General features: G+C 61.1%; 27 protein-coding genes. 15 read left to right on the top strand and 12 right to left on the bottom strand.

What is annotated here, in order from left to right:
- Positions 1-69: 69 nt before the first annotated feature.
- On the top strand, positions 70-1,026 hold the full coding sequence (locus tag RBB29_RS04335; RefSeq protein WP_306112951.1) for a GlxA family transcriptional regulator: 957 nt from the start codon (positions 70-72) through the stop codon (positions 1,024-1,026).
- A 56-nt stretch (positions 1,027-1,082) separates the two neighbouring features.
- Entirely contained in the window at positions 1,083-1,805 is a 723-nt protein-coding gene (locus RBB29_RS04330) for a type 1 glutamine amidotransferase (protein ID WP_306112950.1), read from the top strand.
- Here the strand turns inward: RBB29_RS04330 and RBB29_RS04325 are convergent.
- A complete protein-coding gene (locus RBB29_RS04325) occupies positions 1,802-2,491 on the bottom strand; it encodes a FadR/GntR family transcriptional regulator (protein ID WP_306112949.1) in 690 nt (229 codons plus the stop codon). The two genes, RBB29_RS04330 and RBB29_RS04325, sit on opposite strands and share 4 nt — an antisense overlap.
- 184 nt (positions 2,492-2,675) lie before the next feature.
- Between RBB29_RS04325 and RBB29_RS04320 the strand changes: the two genes are divergently transcribed.
- From RBB29_RS04320 to RBB29_RS04280, 9 genes are all read left to right on the top strand, one after another.
- Positions 2,676-2,939, top strand: coding sequence for a hypothetical protein (locus RBB29_RS04320; protein WP_306112948.1), 264 nt, complete (start codon positions 2,676-2,678; stop codon positions 2,937-2,939).
- A 62-nt stretch (positions 2,940-3,001) separates the two neighbouring features.
- On the top strand, positions 3,002-4,477 hold the full coding sequence (locus RBB29_RS04315; RefSeq protein ID WP_306112947.1) for a glutamine synthetase family protein: 1,476 nt from the start codon (positions 3,002-3,004) through the stop codon (positions 4,475-4,477).
- A gap of 145 nt (positions 4,478-4,622) precedes the next feature.
- Positions 4,623-5,501, top strand: a complete 879-nt coding sequence (locus tag RBB29_RS04310; RefSeq protein WP_306112946.1) for a glutamine amidotransferase — start codon at positions 4,623-4,625, stop codon at positions 5,499-5,501.
- Complete coding sequence (locus tag RBB29_RS04305) at positions 5,489-6,358, top strand: GXGXG motif-containing protein (protein WP_306112945.1); 870 nt, start codon at positions 5,489-5,491, stop codon at positions 6,356-6,358. The genes RBB29_RS04310 and RBB29_RS04305 overlap by 13 nt, the downstream gene beginning before the upstream one ends.
- A 60-nt stretch (positions 6,359-6,418) precedes the next feature.
- Positions 6,419-7,783 (top strand): FMN-binding glutamate synthase family protein, encoded by a 1,365-nt coding sequence (locus tag RBB29_RS04300; protein WP_306112944.1) that lies wholly within the window; start codon positions 6,419-6,421, stop codon positions 7,781-7,783.
- 67 nt (positions 7,784-7,850) lie between these two features.
- Positions 7,851-8,264: a hypothetical protein gene (locus RBB29_RS04295; RefSeq protein ID WP_306112943.1), complete on the top strand. Its 414-nt coding sequence runs from the start codon at positions 7,851-7,853 to the stop codon at positions 8,262-8,264.
- 3 nt (positions 8,265-8,267) lie between these two features.
- Positions 8,268-9,116: a carbon-nitrogen hydrolase family protein gene (locus RBB29_RS04290; protein WP_306112942.1), complete on the top strand. Its 849-nt coding sequence runs from the start codon at positions 8,268-8,270 to the stop codon at positions 9,114-9,116.
- Entirely contained in the window at positions 9,113-9,703 is a 591-nt protein-coding gene (locus RBB29_RS04285) for a hypothetical protein (RefSeq protein ID WP_306112941.1), read from the top strand. The genes RBB29_RS04290 and RBB29_RS04285 overlap by 4 nt, the downstream gene beginning before the upstream one ends.
- A 139-nt stretch (positions 9,704-9,842) precedes the next feature.
- Positions 9,843-10,100 (top strand): DUF1127 domain-containing protein, encoded by a 258-nt coding sequence (locus RBB29_RS04280; protein WP_306112940.1) that lies wholly within the window; start codon positions 9,843-9,845, stop codon positions 10,098-10,100.
- An 80-nt stretch (positions 10,101-10,180) separates the two neighbouring features.
- Here the strand turns inward: RBB29_RS04280 and RBB29_RS04275 are convergent, their stop codons facing one another.
- Positions 10,181-10,834 carry a peroxiredoxin gene (locus RBB29_RS04275; protein ID WP_306112939.1) on the bottom strand — a complete coding sequence of 218 codons (654 nt, stop codon included), beginning with the start codon at positions 10,832-10,834 and terminating at the stop codon, positions 10,181-10,183.
- A gap of 131 nt (positions 10,835-10,965) precedes the next feature.
- On the opposite strand from RBB29_RS04275, the gene RBB29_RS04270 reads away from it, so the two are divergent.
- From RBB29_RS04270 to RBB29_RS04255, 4 genes are read left to right on the top strand one after another with little or no spacing between them, the layout of a single operon-like run.
- Positions 10,966-12,408 carry an aldehyde dehydrogenase family protein gene (locus tag RBB29_RS04270; protein ID WP_306112938.1) on the top strand — a complete coding sequence of 481 codons (1,443 nt, stop codon included), beginning with the start codon at positions 10,966-10,968 and terminating at the stop codon, positions 12,406-12,408.
- Position 12,409: 1 nt separating this feature from the next.
- A complete protein-coding gene (locus RBB29_RS04265; protein ID WP_306112937.1) occupies positions 12,410-13,168 on the top strand; it encodes a glycosyltransferase family 25 protein in 759 nt (252 codons plus the stop codon).
- A complete protein-coding gene (locus RBB29_RS04260; RefSeq protein ID WP_306112936.1) occupies positions 13,161-14,018 on the top strand; it encodes an alpha-1,2-fucosyltransferase in 858 nt (285 codons plus the stop codon). The genes RBB29_RS04265 and RBB29_RS04260 overlap by 8 nt, the downstream gene beginning before the upstream one ends.
- Positions 14,019-14,051: 33 nt before the next feature.
- Complete coding sequence (locus RBB29_RS04255; protein ID WP_306112935.1) at positions 14,052-15,098, top strand: serine/threonine protein kinase; 1,047 nt, start codon at positions 14,052-14,054, stop codon at positions 15,096-15,098.
- Here the strand turns inward: RBB29_RS04255 and rimM are convergent.
- From rimM to ffh, 10 genes are read right to left on the bottom strand one after another with little or no spacing between them, the layout of a single operon-like run.
- Positions 15,095-15,601, bottom strand: coding sequence for a ribosome maturation factor RimM (gene rimM / locus RBB29_RS04250; RefSeq protein WP_306112934.1), 507 nt, complete (start codon positions 15,599-15,601; stop codon positions 15,095-15,097). The genes RBB29_RS04255 and rimM overlap by 4 nt on opposite strands.
- Positions 15,598-15,753, bottom strand: a complete 156-nt coding sequence (locus tag RBB29_RS04245) for a hypothetical protein (protein ID WP_306112933.1) — start codon at positions 15,751-15,753, stop codon at positions 15,598-15,600. Before RBB29_RS04245 ends, rimM begins: the two co-directional genes overlap by 4 nt.
- Positions 15,754-15,756: 3 nt before the next feature.
- Positions 15,757-16,386, bottom strand: a complete 630-nt coding sequence (gene bluB / locus RBB29_RS04240) for a 5,6-dimethylbenzimidazole synthase (RefSeq protein WP_306112932.1) — start codon at positions 16,384-16,386, stop codon at positions 15,757-15,759.
- A 17-nt stretch (positions 16,387-16,403) separates the two neighbouring features.
- Positions 16,404-16,826, bottom strand: a complete 423-nt coding sequence (gene rpsP / locus RBB29_RS04235) for a 30S ribosomal protein S16 (protein WP_306112931.1) — start codon at positions 16,824-16,826, stop codon at positions 16,404-16,406.
- A 45-nt stretch (positions 16,827-16,871) separates the two neighbouring features.
- Positions 16,872-17,171: a chorismate mutase gene (locus RBB29_RS04230; RefSeq protein WP_306112930.1), complete on the bottom strand. Its 300-nt coding sequence runs from the start codon at positions 17,169-17,171 to the stop codon at positions 16,872-16,874.
- A complete protein-coding gene (locus tag RBB29_RS04225) occupies positions 17,164-17,769 on the bottom strand; it encodes a GNAT family N-acetyltransferase (RefSeq protein WP_306112929.1) in 606 nt (201 codons plus the stop codon). Before RBB29_RS04225 ends, RBB29_RS04230 begins: the two co-directional genes overlap by 8 nt.
- A gap of 1 nt (position 17,770) precedes the next feature.
- Entirely contained in the window at positions 17,771-18,292 is a 522-nt protein-coding gene (locus RBB29_RS04220; protein ID WP_306112928.1) for a GNAT family N-acetyltransferase, read from the bottom strand.
- Positions 18,289-18,858, bottom strand: coding sequence for a GNAT family N-acetyltransferase (locus tag RBB29_RS04215; protein ID WP_306112927.1), 570 nt, complete (start codon positions 18,856-18,858; stop codon positions 18,289-18,291). The genes RBB29_RS04220 and RBB29_RS04215 overlap by 4 nt, the downstream gene beginning before the upstream one ends.
- Entirely contained in the window at positions 18,855-19,382 is a 528-nt protein-coding gene (locus RBB29_RS04210; RefSeq protein WP_306112926.1) for a GNAT family N-acetyltransferase, read from the bottom strand. Before RBB29_RS04210 ends, RBB29_RS04215 begins: the two co-directional genes overlap by 4 nt.
- A 3-nt stretch (positions 19,383-19,385) precedes the next feature.
- Entirely contained in the window at positions 19,386-20,900 is a 1,515-nt protein-coding gene (gene ffh / locus RBB29_RS04205; RefSeq protein ID WP_306112925.1) for a signal recognition particle protein, read from the bottom strand.
- Positions 20,901-20,960: the final 60 nt, after the last annotated feature.

The following is a 20,960-nucleotide window of genomic DNA, read 5'->3' as shown; positions in this document are numbered from 1 at the left end:
TCTCAATGGTTAAGCATCGCGAGTATCAAGCGAGTCGACTTTCCTGAAACAGACTGTTATTTTTCTAAAATGGACAAAATTGGTACTCAGATCGAAACGCGCAGGATCGGTGTGCTGACGCTGAACGGCTTTGCCTTGATGTCCTATTCCTCGACGGTGGAACCGCTGCGGGCAGCGAATCTGCTGGGCCGCCGGACGCTCTATGATGTCGTGAATATCGGGATGACCAGTGACCCGATCCCAAGCTCCGGTGCGGCGGTTGTCATGCCGCAGGCCACCATCGCGGATGCACCGAAACTCGACTATCTCTTCGTCGTCGCCGGGGGTGATCCGGCGCAGTACAACGAACGACCGCTGTTTCCCTGGTTGGTCCGTTTGGCGCGGGCCGGCACGCGGCTTGGTGGGGTCTCCGGCGGACCGCTCGTGCTGGCACGGGCGGGCTTGATGCAGGGGCGGCGCATGACCGTGCACTGGGAGCACGCACAGGCCCTGGCCGAGATTTCGCCACACCTGATGATCGACCGGACGCTTTACGTGATCGACCGCGACAGGGTGACATGTGCGGGTGGCACAGCGCCGCTTGACCTCATGCACGCGCTGATCGCGCGGCACCACGGCGCCCCCTTTGCGCGGATGGTCAGCGACTGGTTCATGCACACCGAAATCCGCCCCTCGATCGGGCCGCAACGGGGCGGCTTGATGGACCGGGTCGGATCGACCAATCCGGTCATCCTTGATTCGGTCAAGGCGATGGAAAGCAATGTTGCCGAACCTGTGGGCCTCGAAGAACTGGCCGCGGCGGCGGGCGTTTCGCCGCGTCAGTTGAACCGCTTGTTTCGGGAAAAACTGGGCCGCTCAACGATGGGATATTACCGCGAACTACGATTGGACAAGGCGCAGAGTTTGCTCAGGAATTCGCCGCTGTCGCTCACTGAAATCGCGCTCGCGACGGGGTTTGCGAACTCTTCGCATTTCTCGCGCGCTTTCACCCAGCATTTCGGTCAGCCGCCATCGGCATCGCGCTAGGCGGCTTGCGCTGATCGTGACTTGCGGCATAGGGTCGGCCAAAATTGGAGGGCCTCATGCACATACTGGTTTTGCAACACGAGCGCGTCGAACATCCCGGCATTTTCCGTGATTTTTTGAAGGAGGACGGGCATACCTGGGATGCGGTGGAACTGGACGAGGGTGAGGCGCTGCCGGACCTGGAAGGCTATGACGCGCTTTGGGTCATGGGCGGGCCGATGGACGTCTGGCAGGAGGATGAACATCCCTGGCTGAAAGACGAAAAAACCTTTATCCGCAATGCGGTAGAGGAAAAGGGGTTGCCGTTCCTGGGCCTCTGTTTGGGCCATCAGTTGCTGGCCGAAGCCCTGGGCGGCAAGGTCGGACCATCGGATATCCCCGAGATTGGCGTGATGGAAGTGCAATTGACCGAAGCAGGGGCAACGGGAGTCCTCTTCGACGGCCTGCCCGAGAAATTCGAGACGCTTCAGTGGCACTCAGCCGAGGTCAAACAGATGCCCGCGGGCGCGCAATGCCTGGCCACGTCACCGGCCTGCGCGGTTCAGGCGATGAAGTGGGGCACGCGCGCGGTGTCGATGCAGTTTCACGTCGAATTGGAAGGTGACACGGTGCGGAACTGGGCTGATATTCCTGCCTATGCCGGGGCGCTTGAGAAGGCGATGGGCAAGGGCGCGGTCGACAGGTTCGATGAGGATTGCGCGGCACGGATGCAGACCTTCAACGACATGGCCGAACGGCTCTACATGAACTGGCTGCAGATGACGGCCAAGGCGCGCTAGGTTTCCGCCGCGCGGGTCAGGGACAGGCGCGCGGTCTCAAGATGCTCTTTCATGATATTGGCGGCACGCTCCGGCTCGCGGGTGCGGATCGCGTTGAGGATCTGCCGGTGCTGGGCGTTATACTGCTTGATCGTCATGGCATCCAAGGTCAGGTGCCGCATCCGCGTCCAATCATCCTGACTTCGCACATGCCCGATCTGGTCGATGATCCAGATGAGCAGCCCGTTGCGGGTTGAGTTGGCCAAGGCTCGGTGAAACTCGGAATCCACTTCCGAGAAGGCGACCGGATCGTCCAGCAGTGTTTCCATCCTGGCGCAGAGGCTCTCCATGGCGTCGAAATCCGTGCGCCTGCCATGCAGAACGGACAGCCGGCAGATATGCGGCTCAAGCGCGAATCGCGTGTCCATTAGTTCGAGTGGTGTGGCGTTCTCGACGGCGTCGGATGAGGTGTCCGCGGGCATATGCACCACATATGTACCACTGCCCGGCCGGATTTCGACGAACCCCTCACTTTCGAGCAGGTTCAGGGCCTTCCGGACAGTTCCGCGCGCCGCACCATAGGTTTCTGCCAAGACCCGTTCCGGTGGCAATCTATCGTGAAGATGCAGGATTCCTTTGGAAATTTCCCGCCGCAATAGCGCGGCGATGTCAGTTGCCCCCAGTTTCTGCTCGGATGACGCGGTCATTGCGATCCTTCCTCAAATGGACCAAAAATAAACCAAAAATGCAGGTATTTTGCGGAAAACCGCGCCATTGGATCAAAAGTGGTTGACTTTTGGGTCGCGGAGAGGAAGAATTTTGTTAACACTCGAGACACCGTTTCGATTTTGCACATCAAGCCACCCAACTTTGCTTAGGGAGCCCACGCGGATGACGTTGAAGGATCAAGCTGATTTCCTGATCGCAGATACCGGTATACACGGTGCATCCCTCGCATGGAAGCTTGGTGCCACTCGCGACGAAGAGCATGCTCGGACGCGCGTGTTTTCTTTCCGTCATTTCACCGCCCTACCACAGGCCGACAATGTCGATGCCGCGCCGATGCCAGGCGCAGCCGGTGATGTACCAATTTCTTTCAATCGGACTGCCTTTGGTGGCACGCCGGTATCAAATGGCTCCGGCAAACGGGGCTGAACCAACCGCCGATGCCGAGGTGAGGACCTGGCGGGTGCGGCATAATCAGGGAGACTAAGACAGTGGCAACAGATCTGGAAAAATTCGTCGAAGCCGAGGGGCGCGCCGAAAAGATCAAGCAGGTTCGCGAGATGATTGATGCCAAGGGCATCGAATATCTCTATCTGCAATTCGTTTCCGTGACCGGCAAGATCATGGGCAAGGGCATTCCCGCGGACCATTGGGAAAGCGTTGCCATGAAGGGTTTCCAGCTGGTCTATGGTGCCACGGTGAACCTCTTTACCGACCGCGCGGGCAACTACCTGGGCTATGGCCCGGAAGCTGCGGAGCTGGTCGGCATCCCCGAGCCGGAAACTTTCATGCAGCTGCCCTGGGCACCGCAGATCGGCCGTTTCTACTGCACGCTCTTCCGCAACCGTGAGGAAAAGGAAAATCCGGGCGGGTACCTGACGTCGGATTGCCGCGGCAACCTGCGCCGCATGCATGAGGACTTCAAGGCCAAGCATGGCCGCAGCCTGCGCATCGGTACCGAGCCTGAAATGATGTGGCTGAAGTTCGACGAGAACGGCAAGCCGAAGGACGGCTACTCCAAGCCCTACTGCTATCACATCGACCAGTTTGAATCGCTGCGTCCGGTCTCCATGCAGGTCATCAAATACGCCCGCATGATGGGCCTCGACATGATCCAGGGCGACCACGAAGACGCGCCCGGGCAGCTTGAGTTGAACTGGATGTTCGACGATGTGCTGCGCAACGCTGACCGTCTGACGACCTACCGCCAGATCTGTGCCCAGGTGGCGCGCGAAAACGGTATCTTCGCCTGCTTCATGACCAAACCGTTCATGGGTGTGTCGGCCTCGGGCTGCCACCACAACATGAGCCTCTGGCGCGGTGGCGAGGATCATTTCGTGAAATGCGGCAACAACCCGGATGATCTGCCGGGCATGGCCGAGAACTACATGTATGTGCGTGGCGGCGAAAACACCTTCATGCCCGACGATGACGATCCGCAGATGCCCGGCAAGGAAGGGCTTGAGGCGATCGGCGGCGTGGTCCACCACCTGCAGGCGCTGACCGCCGTGGGCTGCTCGACCGTGAACTCCTATCGCCGTCTCTGGGACACAGGCTTCTGGGCGCCGGTCTTTGCGGATTGGGGCTTCCAGAACCGGACCACAGGTCTGCGCGTCTCGGCCCCGGGCCGTTTCGAATACCGCTCGGTCGACTCGATGGTGAACCCCTATCTCATGGGCACAACGCTGCTCGCTGCGATGGACGACGGCATCGACAACAAGCTCGACCCCGGCGCCCCGGAAGAGCGCAACATCTACGAGGCGATCAAGGACGGCAAGCAGGTCAAGAAACTGCCGATGTCCCTGGGTGAGGCCCTCGAATTCCTGGAAAACAGCGAGGTCGTTCAGCGCGGCATGCCGGGCGAGATGTATCGCCTCTTCCATGAGTACAAATACGACGAATACGCCCGGTTCATGTCCACCGTGACCGATTGGGACAACGACACGTATATGGAATGTCTTCCCTGAGGCATTCCTAAACCTGGCGGCAGGTTCCCTATGCCTGCCGCCCCTTCTTCTGAACTTGAACTAGCCAACTTAAAGGAGGCGTATCCAGATGTGTGGAATTGCTGGATTGATACACAAGGGCAAGAGCGCGAATGTCGGGTCAGAAATGACCGCGATGCTCCAGGCCCTCAAACACCGGGGGCCGGACAGCACCGGTTATGCGGTCTATGGCGAGCCTGTCGAGGGCGACTATGTCATGCGCCTCAAGGTCGCCGAGGCCGAGGATATGGATCGCGGCCGCGGTATTCATCAGGTCATCGCGGACCGGATTGCCGAGGTCGAAGCGATCCTCGAAGAGCATGGCGCCAAGGTGAAATCCAAGGAAGCGCCGCGTGAATACTCGCTGCGCTACGTGCTGAGCCATGATGGCGACACCGGCGAGATGGCGACGCATATCGAGGAAACAGAAGGCGTCGAGATCCTGAGCATGGGCAATGGCCTGGAGCTCATCAAGGATCTGGGTGATGCCTCCGTGGTAGCCGAAGCCTATGGTCTGAACGACTTCAACGGCACGCATGGCATTGGCCACACCCGCATGGCGACCGAATCGGACGTGGACATCAAATCGGCGCACCCTTACTGGGCGTTCCCCTATAACGATGTGAGCGTTGTCCATAACGGTCAGATCACCAACTACTGGATCATGCGCCGCGAAATGGAGCGCAAGGGCCACCGGTTCATGTCGAACTGCGACAGCGAACTCCTGGCGGTCTACACGGCGCACAACCTGGCCAATGGCGTGTCGCTGGAAGACAGCCTGCGCCAGTCCATCGACGAGATCGACGGCGTCTTCACCTATCTGGTCGCGACCAAGGATCAGCTTGGCATGGCCAAGGACACGATGGCGGCGAAACCGCTCGTGCTCTACGAATCGGACGACCTGATCGCCATGGCTTCCGAAGAGGTGGCGATCCGCGCGATCCTTCCCGAAGAAATCGACACAACTGATCCCTACGACGAGGAGGTCCGGGTATGGCAAGCGTAAGCGACGCAGAACTCAAGGCAATGACCCAGGAAGAGCGGGTCACCGCCCTGGGCATGCGCACCGAACAGCTGACGGGCAAATCGCTCTATATCGAATTTGACCCTGATGCGTCTGAGAACTTCACCTACCCGTGGGCGCCCGAGGTTGACTTCAACAAGCGGACCGAGCTGGATTGCGATGGCAAGACCACCACGGAAGTGAACTCGAACATCCGCGAGTTGATGAAAGAGGGCTATGGCACGATCGTGCTCCAGAACCCGCGCGGCATGCACTCGTTGGGTGTTGGTATCCTCAGCAAGCTCAACCTCATCATCGAGGGGTCTACCGGTTACTTCGCGGTGGGTCTGATCGACGGGCCGAACGTGCGGATCAATGGCCGCGTGGGCTGGTCATGCGGCGAGAACATGATGTCCGGCACGATCATGATCGAGAAAAACGCTGGCTCGACCTTCGGCGCGGCCATTCGTGGCGGTGACCTTGTCTGCCGCGGTTCGGTCGGTTCGCGGACCGGCATCGACCAGAAGGGCGGCACGATCATCGTCGGTGGCGACACCGGTGCGCTTTCTGGCTTCATGATGCAGCGCGGTCGGATGGTTGTCTGCGGTGATGCTGGCAAGAACCTGGGCGACTCGATGTATGACGGCACGATCTTTGTCGGCGGTGAAATCAAGTCTCTCGGCGTTGACGCCGTGACCGCTGAACTCACCGATCTCGACAAGGCGTGGCTGACCCGGAAGCTCAAGCAATATGGCCTTTTGCCCGAGAAAGGCGTCGATCACTTCACCAAGGTGGTCGCTGGCAAGCAGCTCTGGAACTACGACAACCTCGAGCCGTCTGAGAAGAAACTCATTCTGTAATCTTTGGGCCCCGGCCCCCCAACGGGGGCTGTGCCATTCCACCTAGGAAAGGAAAACAACATGGCTGACGGTGATCTGCCCAAAAAACCAGCACTGGCGCGCGATGTAAACCGCATCGGCGACAGCTTCATCTTCCCGCCGGCGGTGATGGATGACATCCACATCAAGTCCGAACTTGGCCGCTACCGGATGCGGGGGTTCTCGCTCTTCAAGAAAATCCCGCACTGGGACGACCTGACCTTCCTGCCCGGCACGCTGACGCGTTTCGTGATCGAAGGCTATCGCGAGAAATGCGAAACTAAGACGGTGATCGGCCCCCGTGCCAAGACCCCGCTGGAACTTGATATCCCGGTCTATATCACCGGCATGTCCTTCGGGGCGCTGTCCTACGAGGCGAAAACCGCCCTGGCGCGTGGCGCGACGATGGCCGGTACCGCAACCTGCTCGGGCGAAGGCGGGATGATCCCGGACGAACGGCGCTATAGCTCCAAATGGTTCTACCAGTGCATTCAGTCGCGCTATGGCTTCAACCCGAACCACCTGGTTCTGGCGGATGGCTGCGAATTCTTCATCGGCCAGGGCTGTAAGGTTGGCCTTGGTGGCCACCTGATGGGTCAGAAAGTGACCGACCAGGTTGCCGAGATGCGTTCGCTGCCTGCCGGTATCGACCAACGCTCGCCCGCCCGTCACCCCGACTGGCTGGGACCGGACGATCTGGCGCTCAAGATCCAGGAGATCCGCGAAGCCACAGATTGGCAGATCCCGATCCAGCTCAAGCTCGGCGCCTCCCGCGTCTATGATGACGTCCGCATGGCGGTCAAATGTGACCCGGACAGCATCTATATCGACGGCATGGAAGGCGGCACCGGTGCCGGTCCGCACCTTGCGACCGAAGACACGGGTGTACCCGGCATGGCGGCCATTCGTCAGGCGCGCAAGGCGATTGACGACCTGGGCAAACGTGGTGACATCACATTGGTCTATGCGGGCGGTATCCGTAACGGTGCCGACGTGGCCAAGGCGATTGCCCTTGGTGCGGATGCGATTGCCATCGGCCACTCGGCCATGATGGCGCTCAACTGCAACAAGGACATCCCCGAGGCCAATTTCCCCGAGGAGATCGGTGCAGAGCCGGGCTATTGCTACCACTGCCACACGGGCCGTTGCCCGGTTGGCGTGGCCACGCAGGATCCGAAACTGCGCGAGCGTCTCGACCCGGATGCGGCGGCGGAACGTGTGTACAACTTCCTGCACACGCTCACCATCGAGGCACAGCTTTTCGCCCGTGCCTGCGGCAAGACTTATCTCCACTCGCTGGAGCCCGAGGATCTTGCGGCGCTTACGATGGAAGCCTCGGCCATGGCCGGTGTCCCCCTTGCGGGCACAAGCCACACGGTCGGCGTCGAAGACTATCACCACCTCTAATGCGTGGACGGCCTGTGCGGTGGCATGACCGCCGCGCAGGCCCCACCATCCGACAAGGAGAAATCAAATGGCTGGAACACAGTACCGCGGCTCGGAAATCACCGATGTCGATCAGTTCCTGAACGACGCGGACGGCCTCGGCTCGGAACGCGAAAAGGAAATTGGCCAGCACATCGGCTATCGCTACGATGTGAACCTGGTGCCCGATTACAACCGCATCACGCCCTATCTTGAAAAGTATATGGAAGTGATGGGCTGGGACGACCTGAACTGGCTCGAAGATGTTCACATGGGCTATGAAGAAGGCTCGCCTGCGGTGTTCGACCGGAACAACAACGGCTGGATTCGCGTGCCCGACACGATCGCACTGCCGGACAACCAGCAGGACCGCGACATGATCGCGCGCGAACTTCTGCTCAAGTTCCAGATGTCCGACCGTCACCCGCTGGTCAATCTGCGCAAGGCGTATATGAAGTTCTGATATATGCCGCGCCCGCTTGATATCGCCTGTCTTCAGACACGGCCCATGCCTGACTTCGCGCAGGCGTTGGACGAGGCGATGCCGCTGGCCAATTCGGCGGTTACGGCGGGCGCGGATATCCTTTTTCTACCGGAATATTGCGGCGGGCTGGCCACGGATGGCCCGCGCGTGACGCCTCCATCAGCGCCCGAAAGCGCGCATCCGTTCTTGCTAGAGATGCAGGAATTTGCCGCAAAGCGCCGGGTCTGGATCAACCTTGGGTCCATTGCGGTCGATGGCCCCGACGGGCGGATCATCAACCGCGGTTACATGATCGACGACACCGGGCAGGTCCGTGGGTCCTATGACAAGATCCACATGTTCGACATTCAACTGTCCGAGGCGGAGGTTTACCGCGAAAGTGCCTGCGTCAGCCCCGGCGCAACGGCGGTCATCCACGACACGCCCTTTGCCCGGATCGGCCATACGATCTGCTATGATCTGCGCTTTCCGGACCTCTTCCGGACCCTCGCGCAGAACGGCGCCGAGATCATCATCTGCCCCGCGGCCTTCACCCGCAAGACGGGCGAGGCGCATTGGCATATCCTCAACCGCGCCCGCGCGATCGAAACAACCCGCTTTGTCATCTCGCCCTGCGCCATCGGTCCCGTGCCGGGGGGCGGCGAAAGTTATGGCCATTCGCTCGTGGTCGATCCCTGGGGCGAAATCATTAGCGATGGCGGGACCCTGCCGGGGGTTGTGCAGGCGCGCATTGATCTCGATAAGGTGTCCGAGACCCAGGCCCGTATCCCCAGCCTTGGACATGACCGGCCCTTTTCGCTGGTCAATGATGCAAAGAGGAATGTTGCATGAGTTCTGTCGCCTCCCAACTGGGCGAAAGCTATTCCAATCATCCGCTGCGCAAGGCGTTCCTGCGCTGGCAATGCCGGGTGCGACAAATGTCGATGCGCGATCAGGACGGACGGCCCGATGATGCGATCATGCCGGGGGTGACCCTGCCGGGCGAAGACGAACCGATGGGGCACATCATTACCGTCATGAGCAAGGCTCCGGCCTATTCGGTCACGTCCGAGCTGGTGCATATGTCGGCCAAGACCAACGATCCGGCGCAGCGCCGCGACAACGCGCTTCGGTTCCTGGCGGCGGGGTACTATCAGAAGGCCGAGGAATTCTCTGATATCCTGACGGCCACTTTCCCCGCCGGATCACCGGGGGCGGCACAAATCCATGAGGCGGGCGAATGCGTTCTGCAATTCGACGCCTACGCGCAGAAATTCGACCTGCAGTGCAAGGTCTGGCGTCTGGCACCGCATAACCTGCTGCATCAGGCAACGATCGCCCATAACAAGCTCTTCAACCCGGCATTGCCGCCGGATACCGAGGTGCTTGGCTTCGAGCCCAATTGGACGGCGAGCAGTTCGGATCCGTCATACGGCTGATTCTGACCGGTGGCGCGGCCTGTATCGTTCGTTTCCCACTGACTGAAAAAATTGAAACACAAATCCCCTGCGTGGGACCGCAAATTGAAACATGCGGTCTCTATCTCCGCCATCACTATATTTGAAAAGGAATATAACGATGGCACATATTTTTAGTATTTCTCACCGCCGGATGCGTCCTGCGTCGCTCGTCCCGCAAGGTCTGGCTCTGCGTCTGAGCAAGGCGATGGACCGGCTCAAAGCGGCCCGCGAAACACGCAGGGCGCTCCGGCAATTATCGTATCATACCGATGCGCAATTGGCGGATATCGGGTTGACGCGCGAAGACCTTGCACGGTGTCGGTTTGACCGCGCTGCCGATGAACGGGCCGAAGCGATCTCGCGGCTCTACCGATAACGGCCAACGCGCATTAAAAAACAGCGGACATATACCATGTCCGCTGTTCACTGTTTCTGAGGTCGTCATGACCGCGTCCGTTAGGACGGCATCTTGGTCTTGCGCAGATAGGGCAGGATCGTCTCGAACTCGCCGAACTTGGCCTTGGCGTCATCATTCGACACCGTGGGCGGGATGATGACATCCTCGCCCATCTGCCAATCCGCCGGGGTCGCGACACCTTTGCCGGTGCTGGTCTGCAACGCATCCAGCGCGCGCAGCACTTCGGCAAAGTTGCGGCCCACGGTCATCGGATAGGTCATGTTGAGCTTGAGCTGCTTGTCCGGCCCGATGATGAAGACGCTCCGCACCGTGGCGCTGTCGGCCGGGGTGCGGCCATCGGGCATGTAAGCCTCAGCCGGCAACATGTCGAAGGCTTTCGACACGGCAAGGCCCTCATCGGCGATGATCGGAAAGCCGGGTTTGGCACCGCCGACCTGTTCGATATCGCCTTTCCATTTCTTGTGATCCTCAACCCCATCGACGGACACGCCGATCACCTTGGTGCCACGTTTCTCCCATTCCTCGCTCAAACGGGCCACGGCGCCGAATTCGGTCGTGCAGACCGGGGTGAAATCCTTGGGGTGCGAAAACAGGATCGCCCAGCTATCGCCGATCCAGTCATGAAAGCTGATCGTTCCCTGATCGGTTTCGGCGGTGAAATTCGGTACGGTATCGTTGATACGCAGTCCCATGTCGTCTTCCTCTTCAGTTGTTTTATCGTCTTTTCCAGAATTTGATCAAATTTTCCGACCCGACCGAACTTCTCATCTTGCAGGCCGGCATTTCCCCTGACACAGTGCCGCGAAATTCACGGAGGTCAACCATGATTGAGAAACGAGACTTCTACATTAACGGGTCCTGGGTCCCGCCTGTAAAGGCCAATGACCACAAGGTGATCGACCCCTCCACCGAAGAGGCTTGCGCCGTTATTTCACTGGGCGATCAGGGGGATACGGATGCTGCGGTGGCCGCGGCGAAGGCGGCACTGCCGGGCTGGATGGCAACGCCCCCGGCCGAGCGGATTGCCGCCGCCGAGCGAATCCTCGCGATCTACGAATCGAAGGCCGAAGACATGGCCAAGGCGATCAGCCTGGAGATGGGCGCGCCGATCGACATGGCGCGCCAGCAGCAGGTGACATCGGGAAGCTGGCATATCGGCAATTTCATCAAGGCCGCCAAGTCCTATGAGTTCGATGCGCCTCTGGGTGATCACGCGCCGAATGATCGGATCATTCACGAGGCCGTTGGCGTTTGTGCGCTGATCACGCCGTGGAACTGGCCGATGAACCAGGTCACGCTCAAGGTCGTGGCCGCGCTGATCGCCGGGTGCACGATGGTTCTCAAACCGTCCGAGGAATCACCGCTCAACGCCATACTCTTTGCCGAGATCATGGATGAGGCCGACATTCCGCCGGGTGTTTTCAACCTGGTCAATGGCGACGGGGCAGGCGTCGGCAGTCAACTGACCGCGCATGCGGATGTCGATATGGTCAGCTTCACGGGGTCGAGCCGCGCGGGCAAGCTGATCTCCAAGGCTGCAGCCGATACGCTCAAGCGCGTGAGCCTGGAGCTTGGTGGCAAAGGTGCCAACCTGGTCTTTGCGGATGCCGATGAAAAGGCCGTCAAACGTGGTGTTTTGCACTGCATGAACAACACCGGCCAATCCTGCAACGCACCGACGCGGATGCTGGTCCAGCGGGAGATCTACGATCAGGCGGTGGAAACGGCGGCGGAAGTTGCGGGCAAGGTCACCGTCGGTTCGGCCCATGAAGAGGGCCGCCATATGGGGCCGGTGGTGAACGAGGTGCAGTTCAACAAGATCCAGGACCTGATCCAGAAAGGCATTGACGAAGGCGCGCGGCTCATCGCCGGGGGCACGGGGCGGCCTGATGGGCTGAACCGGGGGTTCTATGTAAAACCCACCGTCTTTGCCGATGTCACGCCGGATATGACCATCGCCCGTGAAGAGATTTTCGGGCCGGTTTTGTCGATCATGGCATTTGACGACGAAGAGGACGGCATCGCGATTGCCAATGACACGCCCTATGGTCTGACCAACTATGTCCAGACGCAAGACGCGGCGCGGGCCAACCGGATGGCCCGGCAATTGCGTTCGGGCATGGTCGAGATGAACGGCCAGGGTCGCGCGGCGGGATCGCCTTTTGGCGGCATGAAGCAGTCGGGTAACGGGCGCGAAGGCGGCACCTGGGGCATCGAGGATTTCGTCGAGGTCAAGGCCGTCTCGGGCTGGACCCCGGACGCCTGACATGCAGCTTGGCGCTTTTGTCCTGCATCTGCTCCGAGCAGAGAAACGCCGGGCGAATGCGCATGCACTCAAAGAGACCTGCGGGCTGGATGCCGAGATCTGGCCCGCGGTCGATGGCGCCGCGATGGCGTCCTCGGACCTGCAGGGGCTTGTGCGCAAAGGCCTCTTTGAGCCGACCTATCCCTTTGACCTCAAGACCGGCGAAATCGGCTGTTTCCTCAGCCATCGCCAGATGTGGGCCGAGATTGTCCGCCGGGGCATCCCCGCGGCTTTCATCATTGAGGATGATGCCGGAATAGACCCGGGCGTTTTCCCCAAAGCCCTTGATCTTGCGGCACAAAATATTGACAGGCTAGGGTATATCCAGTTTCAGACCCGCCCCTATGATGGCCCCAAGACGCTGGTCGATACGGCCGGTGGCTGCACCCTTTTCGTGCCCGAACAGGGCGGGTTGCGCACCACCGCGCAGATGGTAAGTCAGGAGGCGGCGCAGCACCTTCTGGACCGGTCGAAGACAATCGACCGTCCCGTCGATACTTTTGTGCAAAGTCATTGGTTCACGGGCCTGCGACCGGCGATGATCCTGCCTTCGGGCGTGATGGAGATCGCCGATACGCTCGACGGGTCCACCATCCAGGCCGGGCGGAAGCCGCTGATGGAGAAGCTCACCCGCGAGGTGCGGCGCGGGCGGTATCGCAGCGCCGTCAAACGCCTGTCGCGCCACAGCGAGGCCCCGAAGGAGGGTGGATTGCATGGCTGATCGCATCATCTCGCGTCTCTTTGGCGGGGCCGGGAACCAGCTTTTCCAATACGCCGCGGGTCGCGCCCTGGCCGACCACCTGGGCTGCGATCTGGTGCTCGATTCGCGCTATGTCGCCGGAAGTGCGGACCGGGGGGATTGTTTCGCGCATTTTGCGAACGCCCGATTCCGCCGTGACGCAAACCTGCCGCCGGCGAAATCCGACGGTGCGCTGCGCTACGGGCTTTGGCGCAAATTTGGCCGTGATCCCAGGTTCCATCGCGAAAGCGGCCTTGGCTTTGATCCCGGCTTCTTTGACTTGCCGCCGAACATCTATCTGCACGGCTATTGGCAGTCGCAGAAGTATTTCGAGACCATCGCGGAGCAGCTTCGCGAGGATTTGCGGTTTACGACCGAACTGAACGCCGCCAATGCCGCGCTGGCCGCCGAAATCGCCAGTGCGGACACGCCTGTCGCCTTGCATGTGCGTCGGGGCGACTACGTGGCGTCGGGCAGCTATGCCGCCTGTTCGCCCGCCTATTACCGCGCCGCCGCCGATCTTTTGTCGGCGGAACTGGGGCGGTCTCTCACCTGTTTCGTGATTTCAAACGATCCTGCCTGGGCGCGAGACAACCTTGATCTGGGGCAGGAGACGGTCTTCGTGGACCTCAACGACGAGACGACCGGCCATTTCGACCTGCACCTGATGACGCTTTGCGCGCATAATGTGATCGCCAACTCGACATTTTCGTGGTGGGGGGCGTGGCTCAATGCACATCCCGGCCAACTGGTCGTGGCGCCGAAAGACTGGTTTGCGACCGATGCGCTGAACAACCCCGATATCTGCCCCGAGGATTGGCTGCGCCTCTAGTGCCGCTTCGCCAAACCCTCTAAGACAGCACCCATGACACCGGACCAGGACATCGCGAACGCGCCATTCGTGGCCGATACCGTGCACAAGCGCGATATCTTTTCCGAGACGATCTCGGGGACGCTGGACGGGGTTGCCGATTTCCCGGTTGTGCTGCGCAAGCTCGACGGCGTGCCGTTCTATGCCCGCCCGATTGCCTGGTTCCTGGCGCGCAAGGAAATCAAAGGCTTGCGGGCGGTGCAGGGGATCGAGGGGACGCCGGTTCTGGTGCGGGTCGACAAGACCGGATTGCTGCGAAGCTGGACACAGGGCACGCCGCTGCAACTGGCGAAACCGGCCGATCCGGAATGGTATCGCGATGCCAAACGCCTGCTGCGTGAGATGCGCCGCGCGGGCGTGACCCATAACGATATCGCCAAACCGCAGAACTGGCTGATGACGCCGGATGGCCGCGCGGCGGTGATTGATTTCCAACTGGCCTCGGTGCATCGCCGCCGTGGGGTGCTGTTCCGGACTATGGCGCGCGAGGATCTGCGCCATCTGCTCAAGCAGAAGCGCGCCTATGCGCCCGATCTCCTCACCCCGTCAGAGCACCGGATGCTGGCGACCAAGGCGCTGCCTGCGCGAATCTGGATGGCGACGGGCAAACGACTCTATAACTTCATCACGCGGCGGTTGATGAACTGGTCCGATGGTGAAGGCACAGAAGACCGGATCAGCCGGGATGGCCCGGCGCTCATCGCCGCGCTGACCGCGCATCCGAAGGTCAATGAGGTGGCGCTTTTCACCTACGCGCTCCCGGCCAAGGGTGTCGGGCTTTATGCTTTTGCCGAAACCCCGCTTGCGGCATCGGAACTGATGGCGTTGGCCCCTGATCCCAAGCCCGAATTGATCCAGCCGGTCGAAAAACTGCCCCGCACGGCGGATGGCACGCTCCGTGACGACGTGCTGGCGCTTGTGGCGACCAACCGCCTTGATGAACTGGCCCTGTTGCAGGCGGATGATGCGGCGCTGGCCGAGACCCTCAAGCCGATCATCGCCGGGCGTCTCAACCTGACAGACCGGGTCTTGCGCGCCTAGAACAGTCCCTCGGGCGGATCGGCAATTATGCGACCGGCTGTCAGGTCAACGGTCGGGACGGCCGCAAGGGTGAAGGGTAGCAAGACGGTTTCGCCCCGTTCCGGTTTGACCTCCAGCAGGTCGGAAGCCCCGTGGTTCAGCACGCTTTCGACCCGGCCCAGCAACGTGCCGCCGGTGTCATAAACTTCAAGCCCGATCAGGTCCGCGTGGTAGTATTCATCGTCGGGGAGCGTTGGCAGCACATCGCGGTCCACAAAAAGGCGCACACCCTTGAGCGCATCGGCCTCTTCCTTGGTCTGAACCCCGGTCAATCGCGCGGTAAACCCGTTCTTGGTCTGGCCGATCAGGCTGACACTAAAACGCCGCTGGCCATCTTCGGAAAAGAGCGGGTTGTATTGCTCGATATCGTCGGGAACCGCGGTAAAGCTCTTGAGCCGCACCTCGCCCCGGACCCCGAAGGCACCGGCGATGGCGCCCACACAAATGCGGTTTTGATCGCTCATGGCTCCGTCTCCCCGGTTGCGCCGGTGCAAAGGCCCGATTGCATCTCGCCCCCGGCAGCGACGCAGCGTTCGCCATGCTGGAAGCGTTCATAAAAGACACCGGCGATGAAGACCACGGCCATCGTGATAAGGGTGCGGATCGGGCGGAACATGATCTAACGCACCTCGATCGGCAGGGTGCCGCGGCGGGCCTCCCACCCGGCGGTTTCAAGCTCGGGCGTCAGGGTCTCTTCCTCGGGCCAGCCGACGCAGAGATAGGCCACCAGCCGCCAGTCCCCGGGCGCCTTCAGGTCGCGCGCCAATGCCAACGGATCAAGGATCGACACCCAGCCGACGCCAAGGCCGCAGGCCCGCGCCATGAGCCAGAATTGGGTGATCGCGCCCACCACCGAATAGGCCCGGGTTTCCGGCATTGTGGCCGCACCCAGCCCGTCGCCCTTGGCGGTGTCATCGGCGCAGAAGATGGCAAGTTGCACGGGTGCTTCGCGCATGCCTGAGAGTTTCAGACCGCTATAGAGCTTGGCCTTGTCGCCGTGATAGCCCGCCAGCGCATCGGCATTGGCGGCCTGGAAATTTCGCAAAGCCGCATCGCGGGCGGCATCGCTTTGAACCCGGACAAGACGCCAAGGTTCGCTGAGGCCCACGGAGGGCGCCAGCAAAAACGTGTCGAGGCACCGCATCAGCAGCGCCTCATCCACGGGATCCGTACGGAAGCGGCGCACGTCGCGCCGCCACCGCATCAGATCGAGCAGGTCGTTCTGGAAGTCTTGGGTGAATTGGGACATTCCAGCCTGTGCCTGTCTTACTCTTCTGCCGCTGCTTCTTCGGCGGGTGCCTCCTCGGCGGGGGCTTCTTCTTCGGCGGGCGCGGCGGCAGCTTCGGCAGCGGCTGCTGCTTTGGCGGCTTTCTCTTCTACGCGCTCTTTTGCTTTCGCGCCAGGTTCACCCTTCTGCGGGTTGTTGCGCTCTTTCTTGTCCAGAACGCCAGCGGCTTCGAGCATACGGCTGATCCGGTCGGTGGGCTGTGCGCCCTGACCCAGCCAGTATTGCACGCGCTCGAGGTCCATTTTCACGCGCTCTTCGCTGTCTTTCGGCAGAAGCGGGTTATAGGTGCCCAGTTTTTCGATGAAACGGCCATCGCGGGGCATCCGCGAGTCGGTCGCAACAATGCGGTAGAAGGGACGTTTTTTCGAGCCGCCACGGGCGAGACGAATTTTCATAGCCATGATGTGTTCTCCTATTTCCTAGCTATTTGAGGGGCGATTGCCCCATCATTCCTGGTGTTTCTTGTGGTGTTGGATGACTTCGCCAATGATGAAGTTCAGGAACTTCTTGGCAAATTCGGGGTCGAGATCGGCATCCATCGCCATGCTTTGGAGCCGTTCGATCTGCTGGCTTTCGCGCAGCGGATCAGAAGGGGGCAGGGTGTGGCTGGCCTTGAGCTGGCCCACGGCCTGCGTGTGCTTGAACCGTTCGGCCAGCGTATAGACCAGCACCGCATCCAGGCGGTCGATGCTGTCGCGATGCTCCTTCAGGAGCTCGGCGGCCTTGAGGGAATGATCATCAGTCAACGGGCATTCCTTTCGGTTTGAAAAGCGGGTCGCTGTAGTGGCTGATTTCAAGTTCGATCCCGTCCGAGATCTGGCTTGAGCGGAGTTGTGCGGGCGTGGGGTGGCGATAGACCGCGTCGCTGCCGTCGATTGTCGCGGCATCGTGGTCCTTTTTCGCCCCGAGGCGTTCGGCCAGGCGGATGCTGTCGAGGTTCTTGGGGTCGATGTAGCTCACCGCGCCGTCCCATCCGAGTTCGGCATAGAAATATGCGCGCGCCGCATGCGTCGCCTCAAGCGCATAGCCTTTGCCGGATTTCTCTGGCCAGATGATCCACGCGATCTCGCGTTCCGGCCAGGCGGCAGGGAACCAGCCCCCGGCCATGCCCAAGGTGCCACCGGTGGCGCGATCATGGATCATCCACATGCCATAGCCGCGGATGTTCCAATGGCCGATCTCGGCGGCATAGAGCATCCATGCCTCGTATTTGTTCAAAGGTCCGCCCATGAAGCGGGCGCGATAGGACGTGAACGTCGCCTTGAAATCCGGATAATCCTCCGGCTCGGGGCCACGCAGGACCAGGCGCTTGGTTTCGATCACGGGGATGGCGGTACCGCTCATATCACTGCGCCTCCGCCGATGGATGGCGCCAAACCTGGCAAGGGTGGCCGAGGACTTCACCGGCGCGTTCGAAACTCGCATCAAGGCGTTCGGCCAATGCAACCGATCGGGTGTTTTCCGGGTCGATGTAAGAGATCACGCGGTCAAGGCCGAAATGCCGGGCCGAATAGCGCCGTGCGGCGATGGTTGCCTGATAGGCATAACCTTTGCCTTCGAAGCCATCATAGATGTGCCAGCCCAGTTCCGGCTCGTCCCATCCGTCGTTGAAGATCATGCCAACACGACCGGCCACCTTGCCGGTTGCGCGATGTTCTACCATCCACATGCCATAGCCGCGCAAGGTCCAGTGGCCGATGCCCGCCATGAAGGACCGCCAACTGCCCCAGCGGTCTTGCGGACCGCCGACGAATTTTGCCCGCTCCGACGCGCCGAAACCGGCAAAGGCCTCGAAATCCTCTTCGCGGTAGCCGCGCAGGATCAGGTCTTCGGTTTCGACAACAGGGGCGTGGGAGGGCGCGATCATGCGTAGGCCTCCGGGCTGCCGTCGTTATCGGAGTTCAGCCCCAGATCGGCGGGCGCGGGATGGCGATAGAGGTGATCCTCGCCCAGATGCACATTTTCATAGCTGCGCTCGAACCGCGCGCCCATCCGTTCGGCCAGGGCGACCGAGCGATGATTGCCGGGTTTGATATTCGAAGTCAGGGTCTCAAGACCCAGATCGGTGTAAGCCCAGAGACGCGCGCGTTCGGCGCCTTCACGGGCGAGGCCCTTACCCTCGAAGCCCTCGAACACGACCCAGCCCAGTTCCGGTTCGGGCCAGCCCTCGGGGTTCCAAAGTCCGGTCAGGCCGCAGGCGGTGCCGCTGTCCTTCAGCTCCATCGTGAAGAAGCCATAGCCGTGCAGCGCCCAATGACCGATCGACGTGGCCAACCATCGCCAGGCTTCATCGCGCCTCATCGGTCCGCCAAAGCCCCAGGAGCGGCTTTCGTCAGCGTAGAAGTTCGCGATCGGCTCGAAATCCCGCGCGTCGGGTCCGCGCAGGATCAGCCGGTCCGTTTCCAGTCGGGGGATATTCAGCGTTAGGCTCATGCGGCGGGCCCCGCCGCAAAATGGCGATAGCTGTCGCAATTGGGTACAAGATCATCCACCGCCGCCTCGAACCGGGCACCAAGCCGTTCGGCCAGTTGGCGGGAGGGTGCGTTCGCGCGGTCGATATAGCTGATGACGCTGCGCCAGCCGTGGGTCGTGAACAGGTGGTCCAGAACGCCGCGGCAAGCTTCCGCAGCATACCCTTTTCTCTCGAACTCGGCACTTGTCAGAAGCCAGGACATTTCCGGCTCGTCGAAGTGGTCGGGGTGAAACGGCCCGGCCATGCCGATGCACTGGTCGGTGTCTCTAAGGGCGACGCTGAACATGCCATAGCCGCGCAGCACCCATTGTCCGACATAGGCGGAAAACTTGTGCCAGCCGTCAGAGGCGTTCATGGGGCCGCCGTAAAACTCGGCCCGGTCCGACGCAAGGAAACCCAGCATAGGCGCCGTGTCCGCGACGCCCGGAGCGCGCAGGATCAGGCGTTCGGTTTCAAACCGAGGGATATCCACCGCGACCACCATGCGTTACTTCTTCTTGCCAAAGCCCGAGAGGCCCGGGGGCAGGGGCATCCCACCACCGCCAAGACCCGGAAGACCACCACCGGGCAGGCCCTTGCCGATCTGCTTGGCCGCCTGTTCAAGTGCCTTGGGGTCCATGCCCGCGGCCATTTCCTCGGGCGAGGGGCCGCCCTTGCCGAACATGCCCTTCATGGCCTGTTTCAGCATGCCGCCTTTGCCCATTTTGCCCATCTTCTTCATCATGTCGCCCATCTGGCGCTGCATCTTTAGAAGTTTGTTGAGCTCCGAGACTTCCATGCCCGCGCCCTTGGCGATGCGTTTCTTGCGGCTGGCCTGAAGGATTTGCGGGTTGGCGCGTTCCAGCTTGGTCATGGACTGAATAAGGGCGATCTGCTGTTTCAGGATCTTGTCGTCAAAACCGGCATCCTGCACCTGCTTGGCCATCTTGCCCATGCCGGGCATCATGCCCATGACACCTTCCATGCCGCCCATCTTGATCATCTGCTCAAGCTGCATCTTCATGTCGTTCATGTTGAAACGGCCCTTCTGGAACCGCTTCATCATCTTCTCGGCCTGTTCGGCCTCGATGGTTTCCTGCGCCTTCTCGACCAGGCTGACGATATCGCCCATGCCGAGGATACGGCCGGCGATCCGTTCGGGCTCGAAGGTCTCGATGGCGTCCATCTTCTCGCCGAGGCCCACGTATTTGATCGGCTTGCCGGTGACCGCGCGCATGGAAAGCGCCGCACCGCCGCGCCCGTCACCGTCCATCCGGGTCAGGACCACGCCCGACACACCGATCTTGTCGTCAAACTCGGTGGCGACGTTCACGGCGTCCTGACCGGTCAGACCGTCCACCACCAAAAGGGTTTCGCGCGGGTTGGCCACATCGCGTACATCCGCGGCCTGCTGGATCAGTTCGGCGTCGATATGCAGCCGTCCGGCGGTGTCGAGCATGTAGACGTCATAGCCGCCAAGCCCGGCCTGCGTTTTGGCGCGTTTCGCGATGGCGACGGGGTTTTCGCCCTTGACGATGGGCAAGGTGTCGACGCCGATCTGACGGCCGAGGATCTCAAGCTGTTCCATCGCCGCCGGGCGGTTCACGTCAAGCGAGGCCATCAGCACGCGCTTGCCGTCTTTTTCCTTCAGGCGTTTGGCGAGCTTGGCGGTGGTGGTGGTCTTACCCGAGCCTTGCAGGCCGACCATCAGGATCGGCGCGGGCGGGTTGTCGATCTTTAGGGCACCCGGTTCGCCTTCACCGGTCAGCGTATCGACCAGCGCGTCATGCACGATCTTGACGACCTGCTGGCCGGGCGTGATCGACTTGGTGACCGCCTGCCCGGTGGCCTGTTCTTGGACTTTTTTGACGAATTCACGCGCGACGGGCAGCGAGACGTCGGCCTCAAGCAGGGCCACGCGCACTTCGCGGAGCGCGGTCTTGACGTCATCCTCGCTCAGCGCGCCTTGTTTTGTCAGCCGGTCAAAGACGCCGGACAGGCGTTCGGATAGATTTTCAAACATCGCCGCGGCCTCCTTTGCCGGTTACGTCCTTGCCGCCCTAATTTAAGAGCAACGGTTCAA

It is taken from the genome of Roseovarius sp. MMSF_3359 (genome assembly GCF_030733385.1).
GTDB lineage: Bacteria > Pseudomonadota > Alphaproteobacteria > Rhodobacterales > Rhodobacteraceae > Roseovarius.
Note: the sequence above shows the minus strand (reverse complement) of the source record. Positions and strands in the feature narration are given on the sequence as shown.